General features: G+C 47.3%; 1 protein-coding gene. It reads right to left on the reverse strand.

Features of this window, described 5'->3' with window-relative positions; genetic code table 11:
- A partial coding sequence (locus tag AAA138_RS09840; protein ID WP_349090672.1) for a DUF262 domain-containing protein occupies positions 1–608 on the reverse strand: 608 nt, incomplete at its 3' end.
- Between the last annotated feature and the right edge of the window lie 241 nt (positions 609–849).

The following is an 849-nucleotide window of genomic DNA, read 5'->3' on the forward strand; positions in this document are numbered from 1 at the left end:
GCCATAGCATCCGGAGATGATTGGTGGAAAGCCATGTATCCAAGAAGCCATTGCGTTGCAGCGCTGGAGTCAAAAAGGATGTTTGCAGGGTACATCTCATGTTCATATTCGAGTTCACGGGTAGATAAGTCGAGCTTGACGTCTCGATCGAAATTCTCCTTAATTCTCCTGTCCTCGGGAACGGAAACAATGGCGTCATACCTATCAGCTTCCGGATCAAGGCAAGTGTTCATGTCCAGATAATAGAGACGTGAGATGGCGACGCGTTTGTCGTTGGTTGTAGCAACTGCATCCTTCCCGTACAGGGATCGATACATCGAAGTCAAACGCTGCTGACCGTCCATAACTAAATAACGAGGTGTTGCTTCTGAGGAAGGAGCTCCTTCGATGGTGCGATATTTGAATTTAACCTCCGAGCCGCCATATTCAAGTTGCATCAATGCGCCCACTGGATAACCTTGCGAAAGGCTTGCGAGCAAGCTTCTAATTCGATTATCGTCCCAGGTCCATTTGCGTTGGAAGTCGGGAAGCTGTGTCTCTCCCTTATGAATGCTGAACAGCAAATCGGAAAGATTCGTGTCATTTGATTTTGGTGCTGATATTGCCATCTTTGCCTCTGTGAGTCTTTTCGATACTTATTGGATAAGGAGACTATTCTGCTCTGAGTAGACGCCTTTTCTGGGGTGTTTTCCAAACTCGTCGGCGGGATTGCACATTTCGAGTGCTAGTCCAAGTCGATTAACAAGGATCTCGGAATCAATACGGTCCAAAAACAACTCCTATGTTCGGGTTGGAGCGTGTCGCGCCATCGATGAAATGCAGGTATTCCTCTATTGCCCCTCTTCGAAT

Origin of the sequence: Collinsella sp. CLA-JM-H32B, from assembly GCF_040098065.1 — a bacterium.
Lineage (GTDB): Bacteria > Actinomycetota > Coriobacteriia > Coriobacteriales > Coriobacteriaceae > Collinsella.